The 11,833-nt window shown below is 67.3% G+C and carries 11 protein-coding genes; 2 read left to right on the top strand and 9 right to left on the bottom strand.

Annotation, left to right across the window (positions count from 1 at the left end; genetic code table 11):
• Window positions 1-49 precede the first annotated feature (49 nt).
• The 6 genes from ACEPA4_RS18060 to ACEPA4_RS18085 are packed head-to-tail and all read right to left on the bottom strand — an operon-like array spanning window position 50 to window position 5,850.
• Entirely contained in the window at window positions 50-1,045 is a 996-nt protein-coding gene (locus ACEPA4_RS18060; protein ID WP_065186303.1) for a phosphatidate cytidylyltransferase, read from the bottom strand.
• Window positions 1,042-1,671, bottom strand: a complete 630-nt coding sequence (locus tag ACEPA4_RS18065) for a 1-acyl-sn-glycerol-3-phosphate acyltransferase (RefSeq protein ID WP_005419712.1) — start codon at window positions 1,669-1,671, stop codon at window positions 1,042-1,044. The genes ACEPA4_RS18060 and ACEPA4_RS18065 overlap by 4 nt, the downstream gene beginning before the upstream one ends.
• Window positions 1,672-1,684: 13 nt before the next feature.
• Window positions 1,685-2,122, bottom strand: coding sequence for a hypothetical protein (locus ACEPA4_RS18070; RefSeq protein ID WP_005419714.1), 438 nt, complete (start codon window positions 2,120-2,122; stop codon window positions 1,685-1,687).
• Complete coding sequence (locus ACEPA4_RS18075) at window positions 2,119-3,447, bottom strand: phosphatase PAP2/dual specificity phosphatase family protein (protein ID WP_262089933.1); 1,329 nt, start codon at window positions 3,445-3,447, stop codon at window positions 2,119-2,121. The genes ACEPA4_RS18070 and ACEPA4_RS18075 overlap by 4 nt, the downstream gene beginning before the upstream one ends.
• Window positions 3,447-5,198: a bifunctional alpha/beta hydrolase/class I SAM-dependent methyltransferase gene (locus ACEPA4_RS18080; RefSeq protein ID WP_235646050.1), complete on the bottom strand. Its 1,752-nt coding sequence runs from the start codon at window positions 5,196-5,198 to the stop codon at window positions 3,447-3,449. Before ACEPA4_RS18080 ends, ACEPA4_RS18075 begins: the two co-directional genes overlap by 1 nt.
• A gap of 34 nt (window positions 5,199-5,232) precedes the next feature.
• Window positions 5,233-5,850 (bottom strand): CDP-alcohol phosphatidyltransferase family protein, encoded by a 618-nt coding sequence (locus tag ACEPA4_RS18085; RefSeq protein WP_099485488.1) that lies wholly within the window; start codon window positions 5,848-5,850, stop codon window positions 5,233-5,235.
• Window positions 5,851-6,058: 208 nt separating this feature from the next.
• On the opposite strand from ACEPA4_RS18085, the gene purH reads away from it, so the two are divergent.
• Window positions 6,059-7,642: a bifunctional phosphoribosylaminoimidazolecarboxamide formyltransferase/IMP cyclohydrolase gene (gene purH, locus ACEPA4_RS18090; RefSeq protein ID WP_095378198.1), complete on the top strand. Its 1,584-nt coding sequence runs from the start codon at window positions 6,059-6,061 to the stop codon at window positions 7,640-7,642.
• A 61-nt stretch (window positions 7,643-7,703) separates the two neighbouring features.
• A complete protein-coding gene (gene purD, locus ACEPA4_RS18095; RefSeq protein ID WP_235646049.1) occupies window positions 7,704-8,987 on the top strand; it encodes a phosphoribosylamine--glycine ligase in 1,284 nt (427 codons plus the stop codon).
• Window positions 8,988-9,121: 134 nt separating this feature from the next.
• Here the strand turns inward: purD and rpoH are convergent, their stop codons facing one another.
• The 3 genes from rpoH to ACEPA4_RS18110 all read right to left on the bottom strand — a co-directional run bounded on the left by rpoH (window position 9,122) and on the right by ACEPA4_RS18110 (window position 11,828).
• Complete coding sequence (gene rpoH / locus ACEPA4_RS18100) at window positions 9,122-9,997, bottom strand: RNA polymerase sigma factor RpoH (protein WP_005411269.1); 876 nt, start codon at window positions 9,995-9,997, stop codon at window positions 9,122-9,124.
• A 278-nt stretch (window positions 9,998-10,275) separates the two neighbouring features.
• On the bottom strand, window positions 10,276-10,989 hold the full coding sequence (ung, locus tag ACEPA4_RS18105; RefSeq protein WP_005419723.1) for a uracil-DNA glycosylase: 714 nt from the start codon (window positions 10,987-10,989) through the stop codon (window positions 10,276-10,278).
• Window positions 10,986-11,828: a response regulator gene (locus tag ACEPA4_RS18110; RefSeq protein ID WP_005411271.1), complete on the bottom strand. Its 843-nt coding sequence runs from the start codon at window positions 11,826-11,828 to the stop codon at window positions 10,986-10,988. Before ACEPA4_RS18110 ends, ung begins: the two co-directional genes overlap by 4 nt.
• Window positions 11,829-11,833 lie beyond the last annotated feature (5 nt).

Genomic DNA, 11,833 nt, shown 5'->3' on the forward strand with positions numbered 1-11,833 from the left:
CCCGCCCGTCAGTAGATCCACGCCATGCGTGGATGAAGGCCCGGTAGGATCACCCGCCCCCGCCCGCCTTCCAGTAATACCGCACCACATGGAAGAACACCGGCGCGGCGAAGCACACCGAATCCAGCCGGTCGAGCATGCCGCCATGGCCCTCGATCATGTGGCCCCAGTCCTTGATGCCACGGTCGCGCTTGATCGCCGACATCACCAGCCCCCCCCAGAACCCCATCAGGTTGATCAGCAGCGACAGGCCGAACGCCTGCAGCGGCGTGAACGGGGTGATCCACCACAGTGCCGCACCCAGCGCACTGGCACTCAGCACGCCGCCCACGAAGCCCTCCACCGTCTTCGACGGCGACAGCTTCGGGGCGATCAGGTGCCGGCCCAGCAGCTTGCCCCAGATGTACTGCAGCACATCCGAGGACTGCACCACGATCACCAGGAAGGCAAACAGCAGCACGTTGCGCGCCGGATCATGCCCGGGCACATGCAGGTTGAGCAGCAGCGGCACATGCGAGATGCAGAACACGCAGATCATCAGCCCCCACTGCACCTTCGCCGTCCGCTCCAGGTAGTGCGTGGTATCGCCACCGATGGTCGACAGGATCGGCAGGAACAGGAATGCGTAGACCGGAATCAGCAGCGTGTACATGCCGTACCAGTCGATCCACACCAGGTAGTACTGCCACGGCAGCACGATGTAGAACGCGGCCAGCAGCGCGTAGTAGTCGCCCGAGCGGGTCGGTGCCAGAGTGATGAACTCGCGCAGCGCGAACAGCGAGATGATCGCAAACAGTACGATCACCCCGGCGCGACCGAAGAACAGCGCCAGCCCGACCACGATCGCCATCACCCACCAGGCGCGGATGCGCGACACCAGGTTGGCGATCACTGCACTGGGCTGCCCACGCTGCCGCCAGCGCAGGGTCTCGGCCACCAGCGTGGCCAGCACCAGCACCACGCCGACGCCGGCAAACAGCAGACCGGTCTGCTGGCCCACGCTGCGCGCGGCCAGGTCACCGGACACGTCCATCAGATAGCTCATGCGCGCCCTCCATTCGGCGCCAGGTCCAGCAGCGCCTGCCGGCTGCGGGCCAGGAATGCAGCCTTGTCCTCGTCGGCCTGCAGCCGCAGCGGCGTGCCGAACGTAGCCGTGCACAGCAGCGGCAGCGGCAGGAACCGGCCCTTCGGCATCACCCGCTTCAGGTTGTCGATCCACACCGGCACGAACTCCAGCTCCGGCCGTTGCCGCGCCAGGTGGTAGATGCCGCTCTTGAACGGCAGCAGCGGCTCATCGCCCACATTGCGCGTGCCTTCCGGGAACAGGATCAGCGAGCACTCTTCGTCGACCGCATCGCGCAGCACCTGCAACGGGTCCTGCTGGCGGTGCCCGGCCTCACGCTCTACCAGTACACCGTTGAACACCGCATCGATCAGGTAGCGGCGCAGGCCGTCGCGCTGCCAGTATTCGGCGGCGGCCACCGGGCGTACCTGTCGCCGCAGCGCGGGCGGCATCGACGACCAGATCAGCACGAAGTCGCCATGGCTGGCGTGGTTGCCGTAGTACACGCGGCGCTCGCTGGACGGCGCACAGCCGATCCACAGCGCACGGGCGCCCGTCACCACGTGGATCGCGCCACTGCAGGCGCGTGCAATCAGTTCGGCGAACATCGGTCCCTCCCGTTCACGTCTGCGGCCACACTACGGCCAGTACCAGTAGTGCGGCCTGCACTGCCGTCAGCAGGTACTGGCGCAGCAGCAGCCGGCGCATGCCGGCCCAACGCACGTCCCAGCCGCGCAGCGGCGCATCGGCCGGTGTGCGGCGCAGGCCACTGTCCTGCAGCAACTGGTCGGTACGGCGTGCAGCGGCTTCGCCTTCCAGGCCTTCATCGCGCAACAGCTGCAGCAGGCTCGCGTCCAGCCCGACCCGCCATGCATGGTAGGCCTGCACGAGCCCAGCGCCCACACTGAGCAGCAACAGCCCGGCGGCGATCATCGCCAACCCCGCTTCGATGCCCAGCAGCAGCAGCGCCACCAGCAGCAGCCCCAGCGACAGCAGCGCGGGCCAGCGTCCCTGGCGCAGCAGCAGTTGCATGGTCGCCAGATCGGGAACGGCACTCATGCGCGCACTCCAGCCGCTGCGGTGATGGCTTGCAGATGCTCCGGGCCCAGCACGATGCCGGGGCGTGCCGCACGCACGATGGCGACCGCCGCTCCGACTTCCGCGGCACGGCCCGTGCGCAGCAGCCACGTCGCCACGCTGGCGGCACTGCGCGAATAGCCCAGTGCACAGCACACCAGTAACGGCCCCTGCGGCCGCAGACGCTCGATGGCCTCGGCGGCCTCGCGCAGCTGCTCCGGCGTGGGCACCACCAGGTCCAGCATCGGCACGCTGCCATACGCCGCACCCGGCGCGCAGCAGGACAGCTCGGCGCAGGCATCGACCACGGCCACCAAAGGTGCCGGCAATACCGTGCAGGGAATCCGGCCCAGCCACACGCCGTCCAGCACCGGCACCGGCTGCGGCGCACGCCGTGTCCACAGCCGCGAGTTGACCCAGGCGGCGCCCAGGTACGGTGCCAGCAGCCAGCGTGCCGCCATGCTCAGGCGACCATCGGCGCGCTTCTGGAACACCGCCGTGCCCAGCCCGGCATACGCCAGCGCCACCAGCATCAGCGACACCACCGGCCACAGCAGCCACAACGCCGTACCCCGCAGCAGGACCACCGGCACCAGCAGCACGGCGGCCGCCAGCAGGTACAGCGCAGCCAATCGCCACCGCTTGGCATGCCGCGCGATGCGCCAGGCCCGCAGCGGTGGCGTGCCCTGCTCCGGCCACAGCCACACGCACAGCCAGCCGGCCAGCAGCCCGGTCGGGATGTCGATGAAATGATGCTGGAACGTGGTCAACACCGAGACGCCGATCAGCAGCGCCCACACATGCAGGACCCAGCGCCAGGCACCGTGCAGGTACTGCGCGAACTTCACCCACAGCACGATCAGCAGCACGATGTGCAGCGATGGCGCCTGGTTGAACGGCTTGTCGAAACCCAGCAGCACATCGAACAGCCAACCGAACACGCCGCCGATCTCCGGCCGCTCGAAGCTGAAGCGCAGCGGCCACAGCAGGAAGCAGCTCACGGCGATCAGCTGTGCACTGAACAGCCGCAATGCGTGCCGGTCCAGTTCGAGGCGCTGCCGGCACAGGAAGAACGAGACCGCGTAGAACAGGTCGATCGACCAGTACGGCACGATCGTCCATGGCATGAACGGAATCTGCGTTTCCCAGCCGAACGCCATCACCGGCAGTTCGGCGTGGCGGCCGGCCATCCAGTTGGCGAAGCCGTAGCTGGCAAAGAAGAACGGGCCCAGCAGGGCCAGCCACAGCAGCGCGCGCCGCCAGGGGCGCCCCGCCGTGGCAAGCGGAGTTGCAGCCAGCGTCGCCATCACGCGGTCCGGCGTGCCAGCGACACAGTGAAGATGCCGAAGTCATCGATGCGCTGCGCCACTTTCTCGAACCCGGCCAGGCGCACCAGTTCATCCATTTCCTGCTGGGTGCGGCGGCGCATCACCCAAGCAGCGCCACCACGATGACTGGTCAGCGCGCGGGCGATGAACTCCAGCTGCGGGTGCCAGGGCTGGCCGGTGTAGGCCAGGTAGCCACCCATCGGCACCGTTGCGGCGATGCCCTGCAGCGAGCACAGCACGGCGTCGTTGTCGGGGAACAGTTCGTACAGGCCCGATACCACCGCCAGCGTCGGCGCCGGATCGACCTGCGCCAGCTGCACCGGATCGAACGCATCGCCCTGTTCGAAACGGGCGATGTCGGACGCACCGAGGCGCTCGATCAACGCTTGGCCCTGGGTCACGTTCAGACCGCTGAAGTCGCGCAGCACGATGCGCTCGGCGCGTTGCTCGCCCTGGCCCAGCGCTTCCAGTACATAACGGCCATGGCCAGCGGCCACGTCCAGCACGCGCACCGGCATGCCCTGCCCGCGCAGGCGTTGGGCGGCATCGCGCAGCAGTTCCTGCAGGTGCCGACCGCGAATGCGGATGCCGCGCCAGCCGATCGCATCCAGGTAGTTGCGGTCGACCAGGCGCCCCAACGGGCCCTTGCCACGTGCTTCGTCGCGATAGATGTAGTCCAGCGTGCTGCCCGAATCGAAACCGGTCTGCAGGCCCAGTGCAATGCCTTCGGACAGTCTGCCGCCAAAGCGCAGGCCACCGCGCACCACGCGCCAGCGCAGGTCGGCCAGGCTGTTGCGCTCGGGCGGCCAGGCCAGGATTTCAGACTCCTCAAATGTCGGCCCATGGCGGTGCGCATCGCGCCGCGACAACTCGCGCAACGGTTCGGCGAATCGCGCCTGGATGAAGCTGCGGATACGTGCCAGTGCCGGTGCCCGATCACGCTCGCCCAGCGTGTCGTGGAAGAAGCCCGGCAGATGCACGCGCTCCTTGATCGGGCTGGACAGGCGCTCGTAGAAGCGGTCCTGCGGGCCACGGTGCACGACGAAGTCCGAGCCGGACACCAGCAACTGCACCGGCACGCTGATGGCCTGCGCATCGGCGACGATGCGATCGGCCGCCTCATACAGGCCCAGCAACACGCGCACCGAGATCGGCCGGGTGATCAGTGGATCGGTGCGGTAGCTTTCCACCCGCGCCGGATCGTGGGTCAGCCATTGCGGCTTGACGTAACTGTTGACGAAGAAGTTGCCGCGCAGCTTCTGCATCAAGGCCAGGCCCGGGCGTGCGAACGGCACGTACAGCTTCACCTTGAACGCCGGGGAGGCCATCACCAGCGCGCGCAGGCGCGGCGCGTAGTCGTGCACCCAGGTGGCGGCGACCACGGCACCCACGCTCTGCGCGATCACCACGATGTCTTCCACCGCGATGCCATGCTCGGCGCCGATGTGGGCGATGAAGCTGTCCAGGTCGCGCACCAGCGCCGGAAAGCCCGGTGCATCGCCACGCGCGCCCGGCGAACGGCCATTGCCGCGCGCATCCCAGGCGAAGAAGGCGGTGTCAGGCAGGTCCAGCTCATCGACCAGATGGGTAACACGCCCGGAGTGCTCGTGCCCGCGGTGCAGCAGCACGATGGCCTTGGTGGCCGGCGCTGCGGTGGTGCCCGCCCAGTACCGGTAGAACAGCGGTACCTGGTCGAAGCTGTGGAATTCCCGTTCCTGCGCCTGACGCATGCAATCTCCTGATTGTCTTTTTCTATCTGCTTGATTAATTTGGCGAAACTGCGGTTTCCCGCAGTCCGCGACGGACCCGGTTGATCATCGTCAGCACGCACAGCACCGCCATGGCCGCGGCCACGCCCGTGACCGTCATCGCGCCAACCCACTCAAACGCCAGCAGCAGGCCCAGCGCACCGATCACGAAGGCGCGGTCGCTCTTGCCCATCGGGCCGTCATAGCGGCGGCTGGCGCCGACCATCAGCCCCAGCACGCCGGCGTATTCGCTCAGCGCCGCGGTCCAGGCCAGCAGCCACAGCGCCTCCGGGCGCACGCCCGGCACGCTGAGCAGGCTCAGGTACAGCGCCGCATCGGCGATCACATCGCACAATTCGTTCAGATAGGCACCCAGCCGCGACTGCTGGCCGAATTCGCGGGCCAGCATGCCGTCCACCGCGTTGAGCGCCATGCGCAGCAGCATCCACAGCGGCAGCAGCAGGTACAGCCATGGCTGCGCCGGCGCGCAGCACCAGACGGCGCCGGCCACCAGCAGCGAGACCACGGCAGCGGCCACGGTCACCGCATTGGCGGTGATCCCCATGCGGTACAGGCCGCGTACGGCTGGACGCAGGAGGTCCTGAAAACGTCCTTTCAATGCATAGATCGACACGATCCGAACCCGCTGATCCTTGGCAGTTCCCGCACAGCCTACCCGATTGGGGCAGCGTGCCCCATCGAATTGATTGCGGACCGCCCCCGTCCAGACGGTGCTGAAGGCGGCCACAGGCCATCGGTGCGGGTTGATTGCCACCACCAGCGCCCGCCATCGGCCGCCACCGCCTACAATATCGGCCCCGCTCCGCTGCCGATTCTGTCCCATGACTGCTGATCTGTTGCCCGTCCGCCGGGCCCTCCTCTCCGTTTCCGACAAGACCGGTCTGGTCGAGCTGGCCACTGCGCTGGCGGCACGCGGCGTGGAGCTGCTTTCCACCGGCGGCACCGCCAAGGCGATCCGCGAGGCGGGCCTGGCAGTGAAGGACGTGGCCGAGGTCACCGGTTTCCCGGAAATGATGGACGGCCGGGTCAAGACCCTGCACCCGATGGTGCACGGCGGCCTGCTGGGCCGCTCCGGCCTGGATGACGCGGTGATGGCCGAGCACGGCATCGGCGCCATCGACCTGCTGGTGCTGAACCTGTACCCGTTCGAATCGGTCACCGCCAAGGCCGACTGCACCCTGGCCGACGCGGTCGAGAACATCGACATCGGCGGCCCGGCCATGCTGCGTTCGGCGGCCAAGAACTTCGCCCGCGTGGCAGTGGCCACCGACCCGTCGCAGTACCCCGAGCTGCTGGCCTCGCTGGAGGCCAACAACGGCCAGCTGACGGCTGCCACCCGCTTCGCGTTCTCGGTGGCCGCGTTCAACCGCGTCGCCCAGTACGATGCGGCGATCAGCAACTACCTGTCGGCGGTCACCGCCACCGACGCCGCCGTGCCGGCCCGTGCCGAATACCCGGCGCAGATGAACTCCACCTTCGTGAAGGTGATGGACCTGCGCTACGGCGAGAACCCGCACCAGAGCGGCGCGTTCTACCGCGACCTGTACCCGGTCCCGGGCACGCTGGCCACCTTCCAGCAGCTGCAGGGCAAGGAGCTGAGCTACAACAACCTGGCCGATGCCGATGCGGCGTGGGAATGCGTGCGCCAGTTCGATGCGCCGGCCTGCGTCATCGTCAAGCACGCCAACCCGTGCGGCGTGGCCGTCGGCGCCGGCAACGGCGATGCCTACGAGCTGGCCTACGCCACCGACCCGACCAGCGCCTTCGGCGGCATCATCGCCTTCAACACGCCGCTGGACGCCGCCACCGCCAAGGTGATCCTGGACCGCCAGTTCGTGGAAGTGCTGATTGCCCCGGACTACGAACCGGCCGCGCTGGAGTACGCGCAGAAGAAGGCCAACGTACGCGTGCTGCGCATCCCGCATGGCGACGGCCTGAACAACTTCGACAGCAAGCGCGTCGGCTCGGGCCTGCTGCTGCAGTCGTCAGACAACCGCGGCATGACCCGCGACGAGCTGAAGGTGGTCAGCAAGCTGGCGCCGACCGACAAGCAGTTCACCGACCTGCTGTTTGCCTGGAAGGTGGCCAAGTTCGTGAAGTCCAACGCGATCGTCTATGCCAAGGACAACCGCACCATCGGTGTCGGCGCCGGCCAGATGAGCCGCGTGTACTCGGCCCGCATCGCCGGCATCAAGGCCGCCGACGCGAACCTGGTGGTCGAGGGTTCGGTGATGGCCTCCGATGCGTTCTTCCCGTTCCGCGACGGCATCGATGCCGCCGCTGCCGCCGGCATCAAGGCGGTTATCCAGCCGGGCGGTTCGATGCGCGATGCCGAAGTGATCGCCGCCGCCGACGAACATGGCCTGGCCATGGTGTTCACCGGCGTGCGCCACTTCCGCCACTGATCCGCATCACCAAGCCGGGCCCTGCCCGGCTTTTCTTTTCCGTATCCGAGAACCCTGTCCCATGAAGATCCTCGTCATCGGCTCCGGCGGCCGCGAACACGCCCTGGCATGGAAGCTGGCCCAGTCCTCCCGTGTCACCGACGTGATCGTGGCGCCCGGCAACGCCGGTACCGCCAGCGAAGACAAGTGCCGCAACGTGGCGGTGAAGGTGACCGATATCGACGGCCTGCTGGCGCTGGCCCAGGCTGAAGGCGTGGCGTTGACCGTGGTCGGCCCGGAAGTACCGCTGGTGGCCGGCGTGGTCGACCGCTTCCGCGCCGCCGGCCTGCGCATCTTCGGGCCGACCGCCGCCGCCGCGCAGCTGGAAGGCAGCAAGGCCTACGCCAAGGACTTCCTGGCCCGCCACAACATCCCCACCGCGTTCTATGCCGTGCACACCGACGTGGACGCTGCCCTGGCCTACATCCGCGAGAAGGGTGCACCGATCGTGGTCAAGGCCGATGGCCTGGCCGCCGGCAAGGGCGTGATCGTCGCAATGACGTTGGCCGAGGCCGAAGACGCGGTGCGTGACATGCTCTCCGGCAACGCGTTCGGCGATGCCGGCGCCCGCGTGGTGATCGAGGAATTCCTCGATGGCGAGGAAGCCAGCTTCATTTCGATGGTGGACGGCGTGCATGCGCTGCCGATGGCCACCTCGCAGGACCACAAGCGCGTCGGCGACGGCGACACCGGCCCCAACACCGGTGGCATGGGCGCGTACTCGCCGGCGCCGGTAGTGACGCCGGAGGTGCATGCACGCGTGATGCGCGAAGTGGTGAACCCAACCGTGCAGGGCATGATCGCCGACGGCATCCCGTTCACCGGTTTCCTCTACGCCGGCCTGATGATCGATGCCAGCGGCGCGCCGAAGGTAATTGAATTCAACGTGCGCTTCGGCGATCCGGAAACCCAGCCGGTGATGCTGCGCCTGCAGTCGGACCTGGTCGAGCTGGTGGAAGCGGCGATTGATGGCCGCCTGGACCAGGTAGAAGCGCAGTGGGATGCGCGCCCGTCACTGGGCGTGGTGCTGGCCGCGAGGCCCTACCCGGAAGCGCCGATCACCGGTGATGTGATTTCCGGCCTCGGCGACGTGCCGGCCAGCGCCAAGGTGTTCCATGCCGGTACGGCATTGGATGCGCAGGGCCAGGTGGTCAGTGCCGGTGGCCGCGTGCTGTGCGTGGCCGCACTGGGCGACAGCGTGCGCGACGCACAGGCCAATGCCTATGCCGGCGTGGCCAAGGTGAGCTGGGCCAACGCGTTCCACCGCACCGACATCGGCTGGCGCGCGATCGCACGCGAGGGCTGAGGCCGCGCCGCAGCCACGCATGGCGTGGCTCTACTGACACTGGGTAGATCCACGCCATGCGTGGATGAGGACGCCACCGAAAAGAAAAGGCCCGGCAATGCCGGGCCTTTTCCTGGCTTCAACGCCATCCCGCCTTACGCGGTGAACAGCGCCTTCATCTTCTTCAGCGCGTTCGCCTCGACCTGGCGGATGCGCTCGGCGGACACGCCGTACTCGTCGGCCAGCTCCTGCAGCGTCACCTTGCTGTCGGCATCCAGCCAGCGACGACGGATGATGTCGCGCGAACGCGCATCCAGTTCGGCCAGGCCTTCGCGCAGCAGCTGCATCTGGTTGTCTTCGCTGTCCTCGCGCTCGTAGGCCATCGACGGGTCTTCGTCATCGGCAACCAGGAACGCAGCCGGCGACGGCGGGGCGTGCTCGTTGTCCTCGTCGGTCGGCGCATCGAAACCGATATCGCGACCGGACAGGCGCGACTCCATTTCCATGACCTCGCGCTCGGACACGTTCAGGTCCTTGGCCACCGCGCTGACTTCAGCCGCGTTCATCCAGCCCAGGCGCGTCTTCGACTTGCGCAGGTTGAAGAACAGCTTGCGCTGCGCCTTGGTGGTGGCGACCTTCACGATGCGCCAGTTCTTCAGGATGAACTCGTGCATTTCGGCACGGATCCAGTGCACGGCGAAGGAGACCAGGCGCACGCCCATGTCCGGGTCGAAGCGCTTGACCGCCTTCATCAGGCCGATGTTGCCTTCCTGGATCAGGTCACCCAGCGCGAGGCCGTAGCCGTTGTAGCCGCGGGCCACGTGCACCACGAAGCGCAGGTGCGAATGCACCAGCTCGCGGGCGGCGTCCAGATCGTTGCCGTCGCGGAAGCGACGGGCCAGGTCCTGTTCGTCATCGACCGACAGCACCGGGATCTGGTGCACGGCACCGATGTAGGCGTCCAGCGAACCGAGCGCACTGGGAATCGGGAGATTGTTTGCCACAAGGGCAGTAGAGGTGTTCTGGCTCATAGGCACCCATCTTAGCAGTCCGGGATTTGGACTGCTAAAGGAGGAAAAAGTTCCAGCATCCTATTGATGCAACACTGGTCCCAAACAGAGCCCTACCGTAGCGCGATTTGATGACAGTGGCGAGCATGCTTTTCGGGATTCACAATCCCTTGGAATTCAAGCAATTACCTGGCAGAAACCGGCCGATTTCAGTCAAGCGGAGCTGAACGGGCCGTTCTGCAGACCCATTCAGGCCCGGAGACGTTGCCCGGTGTTCAGGCCCAGCAGCCCGACGGTGCTCAGAGCGCCGAACGCGGCGGCAGCGACCAGTCGATCGGGGCCTGGCCGCGGCGCTGCAGGTACTCGTTGGCCATCGAGAAATGCCGGCAGCCGAGGAAGCCACGATGGGCCGACAGCGGCGACGGGTGCGGCGACTTCAGCACGCGATGGCGACGGGTGTCGATGACCTTGCCCTTCTGCTGCGCATAGGCGCCCCACAGCATGAACACCAGGCCTTCGCGTTCGCGGTTGAGCACATCCACCACGTGATCGGTGAAGCCCTCCCAGCCACGTCCCTGGTGGGCACCAGCCTTGCCCTCTTCCACCGTCAGCACGGCATTGAGCAGCAGCACCCCACGTTGCGCCCACGGAATCAGGCAGCCGTGGTCCGGGCGCGGGATGCCGAGATCGCTCTCGATCTCCTTGTAGATGTTCAGCAGCGACGGCGGCACCGGCACGCCCGGCGGCACCGAGAAACTCAGGCCATGCGCCTGGCCGCGGCCGTGATACGGGTCCTGCCCGAGGATCACCACCTTCACCTGCTCGAACGGCGTGGCGTCGAACGCGGCGAAGATCTGCGGGCCGGGCGGGAACACCGCCGCGCCACTGGCCTTGCGCTGGCGCAGGAAGCTGGACAGCTCGCGCATCTGCGGCTGCAGCAGGTAATCGCCGACATGCTGCTTCCAGCTCGGTTCCAGCTGGATCGTCGGGGTGTCGGCTACTTCATCCATCATCGAATCAGGGGTCCATCGTTCAATCGGGCCAGGCGCAGCTGGAACAGCACCTTGGTGACCAGCAGCCGCTCTTCGATCGGCTTGAGCACCAGGTCATTGGCACCGGACTGCAGCAGCCCGGTCTGGTTGTGCGGGTTGCCGTCACCGGTCATCACCAGCACCGGCAGGCGGCGCTTGCCGTAACCGAAGTCCACGCGCACGCGCTGCACCACGTCGCGCCCGCTCAGTTCGCCCTTCAGGGTGACATCGGTCAGCACCAGGTCGATGCGGTGGCGGCTGCGGCCCAGCGACTCGGCAGTGAGCAGGGTGAATGCCTCTTCGGCGCTGACCACGTGCAGTACGTTCAGCTGCTGCCGCTCAAGCATGCGCTTGGTGGCCTCGGCCACCACGCGGCTGTCCTCGATGTAGAGGATGGTGGCGCCGGGGATGGTCTGCGGCTGCACATAGCCACGGATGAAGGTCGCCAGTGCCTCATGGCCCAGCGCCTTGTCGAAATAGTCGGTGACGTACTCGGTGAAGCGACGCTGCTCCAGGTGCTGCTGGGCATCGCCGGACACAACGATCACCGGCACATAGGCCTGGCCGGCGGCTTCGCGCACCATCCGCGCCAGCGCCAGGCCGTCGCCATCGCGCAGGGTCAGCGAGGTCGTCACCAGGTCCACCGGGCCTTGCGCCAGCGCCTGCTGCGCATCCTCGATGCTGTCGCAGCCGATCACCTCCACGCCCGGCAGGTCACGCTGCAGGACATCGGCGATCAGCTTGCGGACCAGCTTCGAACCATCGACCACCATCACCCGCGTCGCGGGCCCTTCAAGGTGCTTCAGCGCTTGCGGTTGCATGCCGG

This window comes from Stenotrophomonas sp. P2112, from assembly GCF_041897515.1.
Classification (GTDB): Bacteria; Pseudomonadota; Gammaproteobacteria; order Xanthomonadales; family Xanthomonadaceae; genus Stenotrophomonas; species Stenotrophomonas sepilia.

Coding starts and splice junctions, on each gene's coding strand:
- ACEPA4_RS18060 (WP_065186303.1), bottom strand. CDS start 1,045: ATGAGCTATCTGATGGACGTGTCCGGTGACCTGGCCGCGCGCAGCGTG.
- ACEPA4_RS18065 (WP_005419712.1), bottom strand. CDS start 1,671: ATGTTCGCCGAACTGATTGCACGCGCCTGCAGTGGCGCGATCCACGTG.
- ACEPA4_RS18070 (WP_005419714.1), bottom strand. CDS start 2,122: ATGAGTGCCGTTCCCGATCTGGCGACCATGCAACTGCTGCTGCGCCAG.
- ACEPA4_RS18075 (WP_262089933.1), bottom strand. CDS start 3,447: ATGGCGACGCTGGCTGCAACTCCGCTTGCCACGGCGGGGCGCCCCTGG.
- ACEPA4_RS18080 (WP_235646050.1), bottom strand. CDS start 5,198: ATGCGTCAGGCGCAGGAACGGGAATTCCACAGCTTCGACCAGGTACCG.
- purH (WP_095378198.1), top strand. CDS start 6,059: ATGACTGCTGATCTGTTGCCCGTCCGCCGGGCCCTCCTCTCCGTTTCC.
- purD (WP_235646049.1), top strand. CDS start 7,704: ATGAAGATCCTCGTCATCGGCTCCGGCGGCCGCGAACACGCCCTGGCA.
- rpoH (WP_005411269.1), bottom strand. CDS start 9,997: ATGAGCCAGAACACCTCTACTGCCCTTGTGGCAAACAATCTCCCGATT.
- ung (WP_005419723.1), bottom strand. CDS start 10,989: ATGATGGATGAAGTAGCCGACACCCCGACGATCCAGCTGGAACCGAGC.
- ACEPA4_RS18110 (WP_005411271.1), bottom strand. CDS start 11,828: ATGCAACCGCAAGCGCTGAAGCACCTTGAAGGGCCCGCGACGCGGGTG.